This is a genomic window from Microbacterium sp. 4-7 (assembly GCF_014332665.1).
Classification (GTDB): domain Bacteria; phylum Actinomycetota; class Actinomycetes; order Actinomycetales; family Microbacteriaceae; genus Microbacterium.
In genome coordinates, this window is record NZ_MCRH01000004.1 from 506,402 (window position 1) to 520,984 (window position 14,583).

Here is a 14,583-nt window from a genome sequence, read left to right on the forward strand (position 1 = left end):
GTGCAGTCGGGTTCACGCTTTCTTCGCTCTCTTCCGCGGATCTCGCAGATCGAGTCGCATGAGCACCCGCGGGAAGCCGTCGAGCGTCGAGCCGGTGTCGGCCGCCTTCGCGAATCCGGCACTCTCGAAGAGCCCCATCGTGCCGACGTAGGCCATTGTGAGATTCACCGTCTCGCCACGGTTGTCGACCGGATACCCCTCGATCGCGGGGGCGCCGCTCTTCTTCGCATGAGCCACCGCTCCGTCGATCAGAGCGTGCGAGATGCCCTGTTTCCGATGGCCGGGACGGACGCGGATGCACCAGAGCGACCACACATCGAGATCGTCGACATGCGGGATCAGTCTGTTGCGCGCGAAGCTCGTCTCCCTGCGCGGATGCACCGCCGCCCAGCCCACGGGTTCGTCGTCGAGGTACGCGATCACGCCTGGAGGCGGATCCTGGTGGCAGAGCTCACGCACGCGCTCCGCTCGCTTCTCGCCTCGCAGCGCCCTGTTCTCGGCGCTGCCGATGCGGTAGCTCAGGCAGAAGCACACGTTCGACGTCGGCTTCTTGGGGCCGACGAGAGCGGCCACGTCGTCGAAGTCGGTAGCGGGTCGCACCTCGATGCTCATGGGCTCAGTCTGACCCACACCGCCGACATCGACGGCGTCGATTCACTCGCCGCGCAGGATCTCCAGGGCACGTTCGAAATCCGCGGGGTACCCCGACTCGAACTGCACCCACTCCCCCGTCGCCGGGTGGGTGAAGGCGAGCTTGTGCGCGTGCAGCCACTGTCGGGTGAGTCCGAGCCGTGCCGACAGCGTCGGATCTGCTCCGTAGAGCGGGTCGCCCGCGCACGGGTGCCGCAGGGCCGCCATGTGCACGCGGATCTGGTGCGTGCGTCCGGTCTCGAGATGGATCTCGAGCAGCGAGGCTCCCGGGAAGGCCTCGAGGGTCTCATAGTGGGTCACCGACGGTTTGCCGTCGGGAACGACGGCGAACTTCCAGGAGTGATTCGGATGCCGGCCGATCGGAGCATCGATCGTCCCCGTCAGCGGGTCGGGGTGCCCCTGGACGACGGCGTGATAGATCTTCTCCACCGTGCGCTCCTTGAACGCGTGCTTCAGCGACGAGTACGCCGTCTCGCTCTTCGCGACGACCATGAGCCCGCTGGTGCCGACATCCAGACGATGCACGATCCCCTGCCGCTCCGGAGCGCCACTCGTGGCGACCCGGAACCCCGCCGCTGCGAGAGCGCCGACGACGGTCGGCCCCTCCCATCCGAGCGAGGGATGAGCGGCGACGCCCGTGGGCTTGTCGACCACGACGATGTCGTCATCGTCGTAGACGATTCCGAGTTCCGGAACCGCGATCGGGATGATCCGCGGCTCCTCCTTCGGCTGCCACTCCACCTCGAGCCACCCTCCGCCGCGCAGGCGATCGGACTTGTCGAGCGTCACCCCGTCGACGCGCACGCCGCCCGCCGAGGCGACCTCGGCGGCGAAGGTGCGCGAGAAGCCCAGCATCTTCGCGAGTGCCGCGTCGACGCGCGTCCCGTCCAGCCCGTCAGGAACGGGGAGGGTGCGGAATTCCATGCTCAGCGTCCGTCCGCGGCGGCGGCATCCGGAGAGGCGGTACCCGGGCGAGAGGTCTCGCCTCCGGTCTCCTCGGCCAACGCGGCAGCCTCGGCTTCGTCATCGGTCTCCACAGGAGCGTGGTCACGCTCCCGGGTGCCGTCGAAGCGGAGTCCCAGCACGACGAGCAGCGCGACCGAGATCATCCCGGTGACGATGAAGATGTCGGCGACGTTGAAGATCGCCGGCATCATCCACGGCATCGAGATCATGTCGACCACGTGCCCCATGGGGAAACCAGGATCGCGGAAGAGACGATCGGTGAGGTTTCCGAGCACTCCACCGAGCAGGCAGCCCAGGACGACGGCCCAGAGGCGTGACTGAAGACCCAGGGCCTTCCACACGATCACACCGGCCACCACCGCCAGAGCGATGGTGAAGATCCATGTGACATCGGATCCGAGCGAGAACGCTGCGCCGGGGTTGCGCACGTAGTACAGCTGAAGGAACTCACCGAGCACCGGCACCGGCTGCTGGAGCGGCAGGTTCTCGGTCGTGAGGTACTTCACAAACTGATCGGCGGCCAGCACGATCGCTGCGAGAACCGCAACTATCGCGCCGGCCGCCGACCGACGAAGGGGACGGCGTCCTGGCAAAAGGACGACCTACAGTCCGATCGCGGAAACCGGAGTCGAGTCCGTCGACGCCGACTTCTCGTCGAGATCGCGGAGCTGACCCTCGATGTAGCCGCGCAGCTGCGAGCGGTAATCGCGCTCGAAGTTGCGGAGCTCGGTGATCCGGGCCTCGAGGGCGTTGCGCTCGCGCTCGAGACGAGCCGACTCTTCGCGCTGCTTGGCCTCGGCCTCCGTGCGGATGCGGTTGACCTCGCCTTCGGCCTCGGCGATGAGCTGGGCGCGCTTGGCCTCACCCTCGGCGACGTGCTCGTCGTGAAGGCGCTGAGCGAGCTCGATGATGCCGGCGGTCGCAGTCGCCGAACCCGACGGAGCGGGCTCCGCGGGAGCGGCAGCAGCAGGCGCAGGAGCCTCTTCGACCACGGCGGCGGGTGCCTCTGCAGCGGCTGCGGGAGCGGCCGGTGCATCGCCGGACTCGTACGCGGCCAGCTTGGCCTTGAGTTCGACGTTCTCTTCGAGGGCCTTGCGCCACTCGATGACGATCTCGTCGAGGAAGTCGTCGACCTCGTCCGGGTCGAAGCCGTCCTTGAAGCGGACGTGCTGGAACTGCTTGGTGACGACGTCATCCGGGGTAAGTGCCATGGTGGCTCCTTCGATGAGTTCGGTTGCCAGTTTGGAATGGCGTGGTCGAGATTCGGCGCGAACCCGGGGCGCGCACCTGGGAGCCAAGCATAGTCCCCGAGCCTGTCAGTCGCGATCCCGCGACACTCCAGAGCGCCGAAGTCCCAGGGGTCTCAGATGAAGCTTCGGACGACACTCATCAGGATCAGCACGATCAGGATGGTGATCGAGAAGCCGAAATCCAGAGAGAGCGAGCCGATTCGCAGAGGAGGGATGATCCGCCGGAAGAACCGGACGGGCGGATCGGTCACCGTGTAGACGAGCTCAGCCGCGACGAGTCCGGCGCCCTTCGGTCGCCACTCCCGATTGAACATCGGGATGTAGCTGAGAATGAGTCGGGCGAAGAGCACCAGTAGGTACAGCAGCAGAGCCAGATGTACGATGCTGGCGACGATGGAGACGACGAACCCCACGGTCTACGACTGGTCGAAGCCCGCGGACTCGGCGTCCGCGTGCGCGATTCCCCCGTGACCCGAGACCGCGATGTTCTCCGGCGACAGGAGGAAGACCTTCGACGTGACCCGCTCGATGCGGCCGTACAGGCCGAGCGAGAGTCCGGAGGCGAAATCGATCAGACGGCGGGCGTCTGCGTCGCTCATCTGCGAGAGATTGATGATGACCGGCACACCTTCGCGGAAGCTCTCCGCGATGAGCTGAGCATCGCGATACTGCTTCGGGTGCACGGTGAGGATCTCGTTCACTGCCCCTCCTGCGGGCTGGCGCACGGCGACGGGGCGCCGTAGCGGGGTCACGGGCGCGGGAGCGGGCTCCTCGCGTTCGCGCTCGCGGTGCGAGCGGGCCGGGGTCGGCTCCTCCTCGTAGACCTCTTCCTCGTCAGCGAGGCCGAGATACACCATGGTCTTCTTCAGCGGGTTACCCATCGTGTCCTCCGGTTCGAACGTGTCGGGTTGGTCTGTTCACAGGTTAACCCCGGTCGGGGCGGGGTCCCGTGATTGCGGAGCCGATCCGCAGGTGTGTCGCGCCGGCCTCGATGGCCTCGACGAAATCGCCCGTCATCCCTGCGGACATCCAGGTCGCCGACGGCTCGACGGCGCGCACGCTCTCTGCGATCGAGTGCAGGCGCGCGAACGCGGAAGCGGGTTCCTCATCGAGCGGCGCGACCGCCATCACACCGCGAAGCCGCAGCGAGGGCAGCGTCATGATGTGCTCGGCGAGAGAGGCCGCCTCGGCGGGCGCGACGCCGCCGCGTCCGTGATCATCGGTGAGATTGACCTGCACGAGCACGTCGAGAAGGTCATCCCCGTCGGCCGCCCGATGCAGTGCGTCGGCCAGCCGGTCGCGGTCTACCGAGTGCACGGCATCCGCGCTGCGGCGGATCGCACCGGCCTTATTGGTCTGCGCCTGCCCGATGAAGTGCCACCGGAGGTCGAGGTCCGTCAGCTCGGCGGTCTTCGACGAGAGCTCCTGCTGGCGGTTCTCCCCCACGTCGCGCACACCCAGCGCGTGCAGCTCGCGAACGAGCGACGACGGGTGGAACTTGGTCACGACGATGCGGGAGATCTGCGCCGGGTCCCTGCCGGCCAGGCGCGCAGCGTCGGCGATCCGATGATCGATCGCCGACAGCCGCGCTGCCAGACCGGACCCGGCCTGGCCCTGCGCCTGCGTCACTTCAGGAATTCGGGGATGTCGATGTCGTCGTCCGCGAAAGCAGGCTCGATGCTCGTCGCCGGGACGCGCTGCTGCGGCTTCTCGGGCGCGGGCGCCTCGGCAGCGGGCTTGCTCTCCTCGTCGTTCGAGAGCGCCACCTCGGGCAGCGTGCTGGCCGCGGCGGGCCGCGAGACGACCATGGGGTCGAGGCGCAGCGAAGGCTCACCACTGTCGAAGCCGGCCGCGATCACGGTGACACGCACCTCGTCGCCGAGCGTGTCGTCGATGACCGTACCGAAGATGATATTGGCCTCGGGGTGCGCGGCTTCCTTCACGAGATCCGCAGCGTCGTGGATCTCGAAGATGCCGAGGTTCGAACCACCCTGGATCGAGAGCAGGACTCCGTGAGCACCCTCGATGCTGGCCTCGAGGAGCGGCGACTCGACCGCGAGTTCGGCGGCCTTGATGGCACGGTCGGCACCGCGTGCCGATCCGATTCCCATCAGTGCCGAACCGGCGCCCTGCATGACCGACTTGACGTCGGCGAAGTCGAGGTTGATGAGACCGGGAGTCGTGATGAGGTCGGTGATGCCCTGGACACCGGCGAGGAGCACCTGGTCCGCGGTCGCGAAGGCCTCGATCATCGAGATGCCGCGATCGCTGATCTCGAGCAGACGGTCGTTCGGCACCACGATGAGGGTGTCGACTTCTTCCTTCAGCTTCACCACACCGGCTTCAGCCTGGCTCTGACGACGACGGCCTTCGAACGAGAAGGGCTTCGTCACGACGCCGATGGTCAGTGCGCCGATCGACTTCGCGATGCGCGCGACGACGGGGGCTCCACCCGTTCCCGTTCCACCGCCCTCGCCTGCGGTCACGAAGACCATGTCGGCACCGGTGAGCGCCTGCTCGATCTCCTCGGCGTGATCCTCGGCGGCGCGACGGCCGACCTCGGGGTCAGCGCCGGCGCCGAGTCCGCGAGTGAGCTCGCGACCGACATCGAGCTTGACGTCGGCATCGCTCATGAGCAGCGCCTGCGCGTCGGTGTTCACTGCGATGAACTCGACTCCGCGGAGCCCGAGATCGATCATGCGGTTGACGGCGTTGACGCCGCCACCGCCGACGCCGACGACCTTGATCACGGCGAGGTAGTTCTGGTTCTGGCTCATGGCCGGCCTCCGAATAGTCGAGCCTGTCTGGGGTGAGATTCCGCGGGCCGAACCTTAAACCTCAACTAGAGGTGTAAAGTATTTCCCGGTATTGGTTTCTCTTGTTCGAAGGTAAGCGTCACGTCCCCGCGCACAGGCAGCGACACGGGCGTGTCGCCCGTTTGCCGTCGAAACCTCAGCCCACGACCACCGCATGCGGCGATGTGACATCGATCGTCGACGCCTCAGGATTGCTGAGCAGCGTCTTCGTGAGCACTTCGCTCTTCATCGGGGAGTCATCCGAGCTGCCCCAGACGACCGTCAGCCCGCTGCTGAGCGTCAACGTCACGTCATCAGCTGTCGTGGCCTGCACTCCGGTCAGCAGCGCGCGCAGATCAGCGGGCACCGAGCGCACCACGAGACCCGCACTCTCGAACGCGACCGAGTCGGTGCCGCCGTCGATGTCGAGCACCGGCTGTCCCGCCGGCTGATCGGAGGTCGTCGCCAGCGCGACGCCCGCGGCGTCGACGAGCGTATAGCCCGCATCCGAGCGGATCACGCCGACCGGCGTGCGCTCGACGATCCGCACCGTGAGATCGTGCGGCGGCTTCGCCTCGAGCGCATAGGTCTCGATCAGCGGGAATCCCAGCAGCGCGGCCTTGACCTCGCTCGAGTCGACCAGCGCCAAGGGGGTGCCCACCTGCTCGCCGAGGGCGGCCTCCACCGCCGCGGCATCCAGCGTCGTCGCGCCCACGACCGTGATCTTCTCCACGGCGAACAGCGGGCTGTACGCCGCGGCGGTGGTGCCACCGATCAGCAGGACGACAGCACCGACCGCGCTCAGCCAGATGATGCGACGCCGTCGGGAGCGCTGCGTGAACCGTCGGATCTCGGCCCGCAGCGCCTTGCGTCTCGCTCGCGCCGCCCGCCAGACGTCCCGCGTCGATGTCGGCCGCACCCCGGCATCCCCGTCGATGTCCGCACGGACGTCGGAGTCGAGGCCGACCGCCGCGGCCTGCGGACCTGTGCGTTCGTCCTGCTCGACGTCCCGCGCGCGCCCTCGCGTCGCCGGACCCTCCCGTCGCCTGGGCGTGTCCTCCGCGGTGCCCGCGGGAGGCGTGGGAAGCGGAGGCGGACGACGCATGCGTCAGACCTCGGTGGTCCGCAGAGACTCGAGCACCTGCGGGATGATCTGGTAGACGTTGCCGCAGCCGAGCGTGACGACGAAATCGCCGTCGCGAGCGACGGACGCCGTGTAATCGGCTGCCTGCTGCCAGTCGGCGACGAAGTGGACGTGCGACGGGTCGTGGAACGCCCCGCTCACGAGCTCTCCCGTGACGCCCGGGACCGGATCCTCGCGAGCACCGTAGACGTCGAGCACGACCGTGTGGTCTGCATACGTCTCCAGCACGTCCGCGAACTCGCGGAACATGTGCTGCGTTCGCGAGTAGGTGTGGGGCTGCTGGATCGCGATGATCCTGCCCGTGCCGGCGATCGATCGCATCGCCTCGAGAGCCGCCCGTACCTCGGTCGGGTGGTGGGAGTAGTCGTCGTAGACGGTGACGCCGCGCTCGACGCCGTGCTGCTGGAGGCGGCGGACCGTGCCGGCGAAGCCCTCGACGGCCTTGGCGGACTCGGTCAGGCCGAAGCCCACCGAGAGGAGGACCGCGATGGCGCCTGCCGCGTTGATGGCGTTGTGCACGCCGGGCACGGCGAGCTGGAGGCGCACGCTCTCGGCTCCGGAGCTGACGGTGGCCGAGACGGGCCCGGCCGCCACGATGTCGGTCACCCTGACATCGGCATCCTCCGCCTGCCCGAACGTCACGACGTTCGGGTGCGAGAGCCCCGCTCGCACTCGCAGGGCGCCGGCGTCGTCGCTGGAGATCACGACCGCCTCCGTGGCCGCGTCGGCGAACCGCACGAACGCGTCGTGGAACGCTTCGTCGGACCCGTAGTGGTCGAGGTGATCGGGGTCGACATTGGTGATCAGCGCGACAGCCGTGTCGTAGAGCAGGAACGTGCCGTCGGACTCATCCGCCTCGATCACGAAGAGCTCACCCGATCCGGTGGCGCTCGAGACGCCGAGCTGCTCGATCACGCCGCCGTTGACGAAGTTCGGGTCGGCTCCGAGCTGCTGCAGCGCGGTCACGATCATGCCCGTCGACGTCGTCTTGCCGTGCGCGCCGGCCACGGAGACCAGTCGACGCGATCCGATCAGCCAGTGCAAGGCCTGCGAGCGGTGGATCACGTGCAGCCCGCGCTGCTTCGCCGTGACGAACTCGGGGTTCTCCGGCCAGATCGCTCCGGTGTGGACGACCGTGTCGGCATCGCCGAGATGCGCCGCGTCGTGCCCGACGTGCACATCTGCTCCGGCGGCCGCGAGTGCGCGCATGTTGTCGCTGTCGGCTCGATCGCTTCCCGAGACGCGGATCCCCGCGTCGAGGAACATCTTGGCGAGGCCGCTCATGCCGGATCCGCCGATGCCGATGAAGTGCGCGGAGGAGATCGACTCGGGGATCGGGAGGGAGAGGTCAGGTCTGATCATGTCGGTTTCAGTCTACTTTTCGGTGAGGACGATTCGGCGTCGAGGAGCCGTGTCGACGGTGAGATCAGGAGGACCGGAGGGCGCGATCCACGAGTGCGACGACGTTCTCCGTGCCGGTGCGGGTGCCCACCTGCTCGGCGGCGGACTGCATGGCCGTGAGCTGCTGCGAATCGTTCATGACGGGGATCACGAGGCGGCGCACCGCGTCGCCGTCGAAGGTGGCGTCGTCGAGAAGACGAGCGGCCCCGGCTGCCACGGCGGACGCCGCGTTCAGCCGCTGCTCCCCGTTGCCGACGGAGTACGGCACGTACAGCGCGGGGATCCCCAGGGCGCTGATCTCGCTCACGGTGGCTGCGCCGGAACGGGACACGATGAGGTCGGCGAGCGCGAAGGCGAGGTCCATCCGGTCGACGTATCGGCGCATGGTGTATCCCGGCACCTCGGGGTCGGCCAGATCACTGCGTTCGCCCGTGACGTGCAGCAGCTGCCAGTCGGCGGCCAGGATGTCGCCCCAGGAGTCTGCGATGGCCTCGTTCAGCCTCTGGGCACCCAGCGACCCGCCGAAGACGAGAAGGACCGGGCGCGCCGGGTCGAGCCCGAAGTGCGCGGCGGCCTCATCGCGAGAGGCCGCACGGTCGAGCTCGATGACCTCTCGACGCAGCGGCATGCCGACCACCTCGCCGCCGCGCAGAGGGGTTCCGGCGAATGCGACTCCCGTGGCGGCGGCACGTCGAGCACCCAGCACGTTCGCGAGGCCCGGCTTCGCGTTGGCCTCGTGCACGACGAACGGCACGCGCTCGCGGCCTGCCGCCACGTAGGCCGGGGCGGAGGCATAGCCGCCGAAGCCCACGACGACGTCGACGCGGTGAGCGCGGATGTGATCGCGCACCTGGGCGACGGCGCGGCGGAACCTGGCGGGGAACAACGCGGCCTGCTTGTCGGGCCGCCGCGGGAACGGCACCTTGTCGACGATGAGGAGTTCATACCCTCGAGCCGGCACGAGTCGGGACTCGAGTCCCTCGGCCGTTCCGAGCACCAGGATCGAGGCATCGGCGTCCCTGGCGCGCAGCGCATCGGCGACGGCGAGCAGGGGGTTGACGTGACCGGCGGTTCCACCGCCGGCGAGAAGGTACGTGGTCACCGTGTGACCTTACCCCGCCCTGCTGAAGGAGTCCGTGCCACCGAACGACCCTCGGCGACGGGGATGGTGCGCGCGAACGACAGCAGCACTCCGCACGCGATGAGGACGGCGAGGAGAGCCGTTCCTCCCTGCGACATGAACGGCAGCGGCACTCCCATGACGGGGAACAGTCCGATCACGACGCCGATGTTGAACACGGCCTGACCGGTGATCCAGACGGTGATCCCGCCGGCCGCGACCCGGATGAACGGATCGGCGGTCTTGCGGATGATGTGGAAGGCACCGATGGTGAACAGCGTGAAGAGGGCCAGCACGACGATGCAGCCGATCAGGCCGAGCTCTTCGCCGACGATGGCGAAGATGAAGTCGTTGCCGGCGGCGGGCAGCCAGCCGTACTTCTCCTGCGAGTTGCCGAGACCCACGCCGAAGATTCCTCCCGACGCCATTCCCCAGATCCCGTGGATCGACTGGTAGCAGTCGCCGGTGTACGCCGACATGTCGGAGCACGTCGCCGTGATGCGACGCATGCGGTCAGGGCTCGTGACGGCCAGCGCGATGACGGCGACGACGCCGAGCAGCACCGGCAGGATGAACAGCCGGAGCTTCACCCCCGAGAAGAAGAGGCAGCCGAGCAGGATGATGACCAGCACCATCGCGGTGCCGAGGTCCTTGCCTGCGATCACCGTCCCGATCGCCAGGGCTCCCACGGGCACCACGGGGATGAAGACCTGATGCCAGGTGCCGAGCATGGTCTGCTTGCGCATCAGGACGTAGCCGATCCACAGCGCGAGGGCGAGCTTGAGGAACTCCGACGGCTGCAGGGTGAACCCGGCGATCATGATCCAGTTGCGGTTTCCACCGTCCTCGATGCCGAGCGGGGTGAAGACCAGCAGCTGGAGCGCGATGGAACCGAACAGTGCCGGCCACGCCATGCGCTTGAGGAACGTGATCGGGAGTCGGGAGATCAGGAACATCAGCGGCACGCCGAGCACGGCGAAGATGCCCTGCCGAAGCGCGCCGTCCATCGGATTCTCGCCCTTCGAGACCGCGGTCGCGCTCGTCGCCGAGAGCACCATCACGAGGCCGAAGATCGTCAGCATCAGCGCAGCCGATGCGATCATCAGGAACTCGGTCGACACAGGGGTGAAACGACGCCCGAGCGACACTCTCGCCGCGAGACCGCGGGAGCCGGTGCTGCCGGGATCAGAGCGCGGGGGGCGTTCGACCTGCGTCATCGGTGCTCCCCCGGTCTATCCAGTCCCGCACCGCTTCGGCGAAGCGGTGTCCTCGATCCGCGTAACTGGAGAACTGATCGAAGGACGCGGCGGCGGGGGCCAGCAGGACTGTTCCCTCGCCATCGACGATTCCCGCGGCGATCTCCACGACGCGATTCATGACCTGACCAGTCTCGCCAGCATCCACCTCGAACACCGGAACCCCCGGCGCGTGTCGCTCGAATGCGGCGACGACGGCTGAGCGCTGGACTCCGATGACGACTGCCGCCCGGGCGGTGGTCCCGGCCGTGGCGACCAGCTCGCCGATGTCGACGCCCTTCAGGTCGCCGCCGACCACCCAGACCGCACCGGGGTATGCGCGGAGCGATGACGCGGCAGCGTGGGGGTTGGTGGCCTTGGAGTCGTCGACCCAGGTGATGCCGCGATGGCGGGCGATGACCTGGATCCGATGCTCGTCGAGACGGAACGACTGCAGAGCCGAGTGGATGGCGCGCGGCTCGACGCCGAGAGAACGAGCGAGCGCACTCGCCGCCAGGATGTTCTGCACGATGTGCGGGGCGGCCAGGCCGGCGTCTCGCAGGTCGGCGACGGTCGTGAGCTCGAGTGCGCTGCTGGCCCGGTCGTCCAAGAACGCACGATCGACGAGCAGCCCCTCCACCACGCCGACATCGCTGGGGCCGGGGATGCCGAGATCGAATCCGATCGCGCGGGCACCCTCGACCACCTCGGCGTCCTCGACCATGAGCCTGGTCGCCTCGTCGGCCTTGTTGTAGACGCAGGCGACTCTCGTGTTGCGGTACACCAGGGCCTTCGCATCGCGGTACGCCTGCGCACTGCCGTGCCACACCAGGTGGTCGTCCGCGAGGTTCAGGCACACCGAGGCGTGCGGATACAGCTCGCCTTCGGTCTCGGAGAGTCCGAGGTACCAGAGCTGGTGGCTGGAGAGCTCGACGACGAGCACGTCGAAACCGGCGGGATCGCGGACCGCATCGAGAACGGGCACGCCGATGTTGCCGCACGGCGCCGCACGCAGACCTCCCTCGACGAGGAGCGACGCGGTCAGCTGCGTCGTCGTCGTCTTGCCGTTGGTGCCCGTGATGAGCACCCAGTCAGCCGGGGAGCCGTCGGCGCGGGCCACCTTGTCGCGCAGGCGCCAGGCGAGTTCGACATCGCCCCAGAGCGCGATGCCGGCATCTCGCGCCCAGCGGATCACGGTGTGCGAGGGAGGGAATCCCGGCGAGGCGATGATGACCTCCGGCGCGAATGCGGTCAGAGCTTCAGGGACCCGGTCCAGCGTTCCCAGCTCCAGACGAGCACCGATCACGGGCAGGAGCTTGGCATACTCCTCCTCCGCCGACTCGGTCAGCACCAGGACGTCCGCACCGAGTTCGGTGAGCGTGTCCGCCACCGAGAAGCCGGTCATGGACAGCCCGAGAACGGCGACGCGCAGGCCCGACCAGTCGGCGTTCCAGCTCGTCAGCGTCGCGAGCCTCTCGTCAGTCGACACGAGTCAGCCACTCCACGTAGAAGAGTCCGACTGCCGAGATCGCGAGCAGGCCCGCGATGATCCACATGCGGACCACGATCGTGACCTCGGACCATCCGCGCATCTCGAGATGATGGTGGAACGGACTCATCAGGAAGAGTCGCTTTCCGCGCGTGATCTTGAAGTAGGCGCGCTGCAGGATCACCGATCCGGAGGCCAGGACGAAGACGCCGGCGATCACGAACAGCAGCAGCTCGGTGCGGGTGAGGATCGCCATCGCGGTGATGACGCCTCCGATCGCCATCGAGCCGACATCGCCCATGAAGACCTTCGCCTTGGGAGCGTTCCACCACAGGAAGCCGATCAGGCTCGAGGCGAAGGAGGCCGCGATGATCGCCAGGCTGAACGGGTCGCGGACCTCGTAGCATCCGCCGAGCGCGGCGGTCTCGACACCCTCGCCCACGCACGACTGCTTGAACTGCCAGAACGCGATGAGGCTGTACGCCCCCACGACGATGACCCCGGCGCCGGCTGCGAGACCGTCGAGCCCGTCGGTGAGGTTGACGCTGTTCGAGGTCGCGACGCCGATGATCGAGATCCACAGCAGATAGAGCGCCCAGCCGAGGATCGCGGTGAACGCGAACAGGTTCAACCACGGGATGTCGCGGAAGAGCGAGATCGAGCCGGATGCCGGAGTCTGATCGAAGGCGTTCGGGAAGTTCAGCGCGACGATGCCGAACGGGATCATCACGACGAGCTGCCCGATGATCTTGCGCCACCCCGAGAGCCCGAGGCTGCGCTGACTGCGCACCTTCATGTAGTCGTCGATGAAGCCCACTGCGCCGAAACCGACCATGAGCCAGATCACGAGAAGCGCGGACAGCGCGGGGGTTCCGCCTCCGACGTACGTGGCCGTGAAGTAGCCCACCATCGTGCCGACGATGAAGATGACGCCGCCCATGGTCGGCGTGCCGCGTTTGGCTTCGTGGTTCGGGTTCTCGATGGCCTCCGGGGTGCGGATGACCTGGCCCCAGCCCCACTTCCGGAAGAGCCGGAGGAAGACGGGAGTAAGAAAAAGAGTGAAGGCGAGCGATATGGCCGCCGCCATGATGAGAGATCTCACGAGAACAATTCTCCCAGACGATCGCCGAGGTGCCGGAGCCCTACGGAATTGGAGGACTTCACGAGCACCCGGTCGCCGTCGCGGAGTTCGGAGCGCAGGTACTCGAACGCGGCATCCTGGTCAGCGAAGAACACGGCCTCGCTGTCCCAGGACCCTTCGCCGATCGCGGAGATGAAGAGGCGGCGGGCCTCGGGGCCGACGACGACGATGCGCTGGATGTTCAGACGCACGGCGAGCAGACCGATCCGGTCGTGCTCCTCGCCCGCGGTCTCGCCGAGCTCGCTCATGGCGCCGAGCACGGCGACCGTCCGCTCGCCGGGACCGGTGATCTGCGCGAGAGTCCGCAGCGCTGCGGCCATCGAGTCCGGGCTGGCGTTGTAGGCGTCGTTGATGATGCGCACGCGGTCGCTGCCCATGGGCTGCATACGCCAGCGCTCCGCGATCTCGACCGTCTCGAGACGGTCGATCGCGTCGGCCGTCGACACCCCGAGAACGCCCGCGGCGGCGATGGCCGCCAGGGCGTTGCCGACGTGGTGGGCGCCGAGCACCTGCAGGCGGAGCGGAAGACGCTCCCCCGCCGCTTGGATGACACACGAGGTGCCGGATGCCGTGACCTCGAGGTCGTGCGCCTGGACATCGGCCGCGTCGCTCTGACCGAAGCCGGCGACCCGCATCCCGCGGGACGTCGCGAGCGCGCCCATCGCCGCGACGCGTGAGTCGTCGACGTTGAGCACCGCCGTACCCGTGGGCCTCGCGGCGGCGACGAGCTCGGACTTGGCCTTGGCCGTCGCCTCGATGCCGCCGAAGCCACCCGCGTGCGCCATGCCGACCATCAGCACCACAGCGACGTCCGGCTCGACGAGTCCGGCGAGGCGGGCGATGCTGCCGGGCCCGTCGGCTCCGAACTCGCTGACGAGGAACCGCGTGCCGTACGTGATGCGCAGCATGGTGACGGGCGCGCCCACCTCGTTGTTGTACGAGTTGATGGGGGCGACCGTCTCGCCTTCGTCGGAGAGGATGCGGGCGAGGAAGTTCTTCGTCGTCGTCTTGCCGTTCGACCCCGTGATCCCGACGATCTTGAGGTCTCCGGCTGCACGAACGCGGGCGACGACCTCGCGGGCGAGATCGGCGAGGGCGACGATGACGTCAGGGACGACGATCTGGGTGATCTCCTCGTCGACCGGGTGCTCGACGATCGCGAGCGCTGCCCCCGCAGCGAGCGCAGAGCCGACGAACCGGTGTCCGTCCGTCTCTGCGCCCGGCTTCGCGACGAACACGGAGCCGGGGGCCATGGTGCGCGAGTCCGTGTCCACGACACCGTCGATGACGGTGTCGGCGGTGGCAGAACCGGCGAGGCGGAGATCACCCCCGAGGACGGCGGCGATCTCAGCAAGCGACAGGGCGATCATGACGTCTCCAGGCGCGGCGGG

At 68.0% G+C, this 14,583-nt stretch carries 15 protein-coding genes; all 15 read right to left on the minus strand.

Annotation, left to right across the window (positions count from 1 at the left end; genetic code table 11):
* Window positions 1-12: 12 nt before the first annotated feature.
* Window positions 13-612: a GNAT family N-acetyltransferase gene (locus BEP68_RS09590; RefSeq protein WP_187249822.1), complete on the minus strand. Its 600-nt coding sequence runs from the start codon at window positions 610-612 to the stop codon at window positions 13-15.
* A gap of 42 nt (window positions 613-654) precedes the next feature.
* Window positions 655-1,575 (minus strand): RluA family pseudouridine synthase, encoded by a 921-nt coding sequence (locus BEP68_RS09595; protein ID WP_053096743.1) that lies wholly within the window; start codon window positions 1,573-1,575, stop codon window positions 655-657.
* A 2-nt stretch (window positions 1,576-1,577) separates the two neighbouring features.
* Complete coding sequence (gene lspA, locus BEP68_RS09600) at window positions 1,578-2,168, minus strand: signal peptidase II (RefSeq protein ID WP_072592313.1); 591 nt, start codon at window positions 2,166-2,168, stop codon at window positions 1,578-1,580.
* A gap of 51 nt (window positions 2,169-2,219) precedes the next feature.
* Window positions 2,220-2,828 (minus strand): DivIVA domain-containing protein, encoded by a 609-nt coding sequence (locus BEP68_RS09605; protein ID WP_053096747.1) that lies wholly within the window; start codon window positions 2,826-2,828, stop codon window positions 2,220-2,222.
* Window positions 2,829-2,980: 152 nt separating this feature from the next.
* Complete coding sequence (locus BEP68_RS09610; RefSeq protein ID WP_053096749.1) at window positions 2,981-3,280, minus strand: YggT family protein; 300 nt, start codon at window positions 3,278-3,280, stop codon at window positions 2,981-2,983.
* Between the two features lie 3 nt (window positions 3,281-3,283).
* Entirely contained in the window at window positions 3,284-3,748 is a 465-nt protein-coding gene (locus BEP68_RS09615; protein ID WP_053096751.1) for a cell division protein SepF, read from the minus strand.
* 43 nt (window positions 3,749-3,791) lie between these two features.
* Entirely contained in the window at window positions 3,792-4,496 is a 705-nt protein-coding gene (locus BEP68_RS09620; RefSeq protein ID WP_187249823.1) for a YggS family pyridoxal phosphate-dependent enzyme, read from the minus strand.
* The gene (ftsZ, locus tag BEP68_RS09625; RefSeq protein WP_053096755.1) at window positions 4,493-5,644 is read right to left on the minus strand and encodes a cell division protein FtsZ; all 1,152 of its coding nucleotides are present in this window, start codon (window positions 5,642-5,644) and stop codon (window positions 4,493-4,495) included. The genes BEP68_RS09620 and ftsZ overlap by 4 nt, the downstream gene beginning before the upstream one ends.
* A gap of 175 nt (window positions 5,645-5,819) precedes the next feature.
* Window positions 5,820-6,767: an FtsQ-type POTRA domain-containing protein gene (locus BEP68_RS09630; RefSeq protein WP_056278957.1), complete on the minus strand. Its 948-nt coding sequence runs from the start codon at window positions 6,765-6,767 to the stop codon at window positions 5,820-5,822.
* A 3-nt stretch (window positions 6,768-6,770) separates the two neighbouring features.
* Window positions 6,771-8,168: a UDP-N-acetylmuramate--L-alanine ligase gene (gene murC / locus BEP68_RS09635; protein ID WP_187249824.1), complete on the minus strand. Its 1,398-nt coding sequence runs from the start codon at window positions 8,166-8,168 to the stop codon at window positions 6,771-6,773.
* Window positions 8,169-8,232: 64 nt separating this feature from the next.
* Complete coding sequence (locus tag BEP68_RS09640) at window positions 8,233-9,309, minus strand: UDP-N-acetylglucosamine--N-acetylmuramyl-(pentapeptide) pyrophosphoryl-undecaprenol N-acetylglucosamine transferase (protein ID WP_056278958.1); 1,077 nt, start codon at window positions 9,307-9,309, stop codon at window positions 8,233-8,235.
* Window positions 9,306-10,544, minus strand: a complete 1,239-nt coding sequence (gene ftsW / locus BEP68_RS09645) for a putative lipid II flippase FtsW (protein WP_056278959.1) — start codon at window positions 10,542-10,544, stop codon at window positions 9,306-9,308. The genes BEP68_RS09640 and ftsW overlap by 4 nt, the downstream gene beginning before the upstream one ends.
* Window positions 10,513-12,051, minus strand: coding sequence for a UDP-N-acetylmuramoyl-L-alanine--D-glutamate ligase (gene murD, locus BEP68_RS09650; RefSeq protein WP_187249825.1), 1,539 nt, complete (start codon window positions 12,049-12,051; stop codon window positions 10,513-10,515). Before murD ends, ftsW begins: the two co-directional genes overlap by 32 nt.
* The gene (gene mraY, locus BEP68_RS09655) at window positions 12,041-13,153 is read right to left on the minus strand and encodes a phospho-N-acetylmuramoyl-pentapeptide-transferase (protein ID WP_053096767.1); all 1,113 of its coding nucleotides are present in this window, start codon (window positions 13,151-13,153) and stop codon (window positions 12,041-12,043) included. The genes murD and mraY overlap by 11 nt, the downstream gene beginning before the upstream one ends.
* Entirely contained in the window at window positions 13,150-14,562 is a 1,413-nt protein-coding gene (gene murF / locus BEP68_RS09660) for a UDP-N-acetylmuramoyl-tripeptide--D-alanyl-D-alanine ligase (protein WP_187249826.1), read from the minus strand. The genes mraY and murF overlap by 4 nt, the downstream gene beginning before the upstream one ends.
* Between the last annotated feature and the right edge of the window lie 21 nt (window positions 14,563-14,583).

Bases quoted from the DNA above. Each gene is read 5' to 3' on its own strand.
- BEP68_RS09595 (WP_053096743.1), bottom strand. From the start codon at position 1,575: ATGGAATTCCGCACCCTCCCCGTTCCTGACGGGCTGGACGGGACGCGC.
- murC (WP_187249824.1), bottom strand. From the start codon at position 8,168: ATGATCAGACCTGACCTCTCCCTCCCGATCCCCGAGTCGATCTCCTCC.
- BEP68_RS09605 (WP_053096747.1), bottom strand. From the start codon at position 2,828: ATGGCACTTACCCCGGATGACGTCGTCACCAAGCAGTTCCAGCACGTC.
- murF (WP_187249826.1), bottom strand. From the start codon at position 14,562: ATGATCGCCCTGTCGCTTGCTGAGATCGCCGCCGTCCTCGGGGGTGAT.
- ftsZ (WP_053096755.1), bottom strand. From the start codon at position 5,644: ATGAGCCAGAACCAGAACTACCTCGCCGTGATCAAGGTCGTCGGCGTC.
- ftsW (WP_056278959.1), bottom strand. From the start codon at position 10,544: ATGACGCAGGTCGAACGCCCCCCGCGCTCTGATCCCGGCAGCACCGGC.
- BEP68_RS09615 (WP_053096751.1), bottom strand. From the start codon at position 3,748: ATGGGTAACCCGCTGAAGAAGACCATGGTGTATCTCGGCCTCGCTGAC.
- BEP68_RS09630 (WP_056278957.1), bottom strand. From the start codon at position 6,767: ATGCGTCGTCCGCCTCCGCTTCCCACGCCTCCCGCGGGCACCGCGGAG.
- BEP68_RS09590 (WP_187249822.1), bottom strand. From the start codon at position 612: ATGAGCATCGAGGTGCGACCCGCTACCGACTTCGACGACGTGGCCGCT.